1 protein-coding gene is annotated in these 1,170 nt (G+C 64.4%); it reads right to left on the reverse strand.

Annotated elements, in window-relative coordinates; genetic code table 11:
• Nucleotides 1–32 precede the first annotated feature (32 nt).
• A complete protein-coding gene (locus ACFW2Y_RS35965; protein ID WP_384887989.1) occupies nucleotides 33–1,124 on the reverse strand; it encodes an IS630 family transposase in 1,092 nt (363 codons plus the stop codon).
• Nucleotides 1,125–1,170 lie beyond the last annotated feature (46 nt).

Below are 1,170 nucleotides of genomic sequence, written 5' to 3' on the forward strand. Positions count from 1 at the left end.
CTAGTGTCCTGAGTCTCGGAAGAGGTGCATATCTAGGGTTTGGGGTTCGGCAGGCGGTTCAGGTAGCCGGCGAGGCGTTCGAAGATCTCGTCGGCGGACTTGGTCCAGGTGAACGGCTTGGGGTCCTCGTTCCAGTGGGCGATCCAGTCGCGGATGTCCTTCTCGAGCGCCTGGACGTTCTTGTGGACCCCACGCCGTATCTGCTTGTCCGTCAGCAGGCCGAACCAGCGCTCGACCTGATTGAGCCAGGACGAGCTGGTCGGCGTGAAGTGCATATGGAAGCGCGGGTGCGCGAGCAGCCACTTCTGGATGGCAGGAGTCTTGTGGGTGGCGTAGTTGTCGCAGATCAGGTGGACGTCGAGCTCGGCGGGGACTTCCTTGTCCAGCTTCGTGAGGAACTTCTTGAACTCGGCGGCGCGGTGGCGGCGGTGCAGGGAGCCGATGACCTCGCCGGTGGCGGTGTTGAGCGCCGCAAACAAGGTGGTGACGCCTCCACGCAGGTAATCGTGGGTGCGGCGCTCGGGCATACCGGGCATCATCGGCAGCACCGGGGCCGATCGGTCCAGCGCCTGAATCTGCGACTTCTCATCGACGCAGAGCACAATGGCGCGCTCGGGCGGATCAAGGTACAGACCCACCACGTCGCGGACCTTCTCGACGAACTGCGGGTCCTTGCTCAGCTTGAAGGTGTCGACCTGGTGCGGCTTGAGGCCGAAGGTGCGCCAGATCCGCGAGACCGTCGACTGGCTCAGCCCGCTCTGCTTTGCCATCTCACGAGTGGACCAGTGGGTGGCGCCCTTCGGCGTTGTCTCCAGAGTCCGCACGATCACGTCCTCGACCTGCTCGTCCGTCACCGTGCGGGCAGGACCCGGCCGCTTTTCGTCGGCCAGGCCCTCCAGCCGCTGGGCCGCGAACCGCTTGCGCCAAGTGGCCACCGTGGTCGGATGAATCCCAAGTTCCTTACCCACCTGCGTGTTCGACAGCCCGTCAGCACACGCCAGGACGATCCGACAACGCAGCGCCAGAGCCTGCGCGGACGTCGCCCGCCGCGACCAGCGCAGCAACGTCTCACGCTCGTCATCCGTCAGAACCACGTCAACCGTCGGTCGACCCATGCGTGCCATGAGCCCAGCATACTTCTATAGCTCTTCTAAGACTCAGGACACTAGG

It is taken from the genome of Streptomyces sp. NPDC058877 (genome assembly GCF_042742855.1).
In the GTDB taxonomy this organism is placed as follows: domain Bacteria; phylum Actinomycetota; class Actinomycetes; order Streptomycetales; family Streptomycetaceae; genus Streptomyces.

What these genes read in the sequence shown, in the direction of transcription:
- ACFW2Y_RS35965 (WP_384887989.1), bottom strand. Translation starts at nt 1,124, where the DNA reads ATGGCACGCATGGGTCGACCGACGGTTGACGTGGTTCTGACGGATGAC.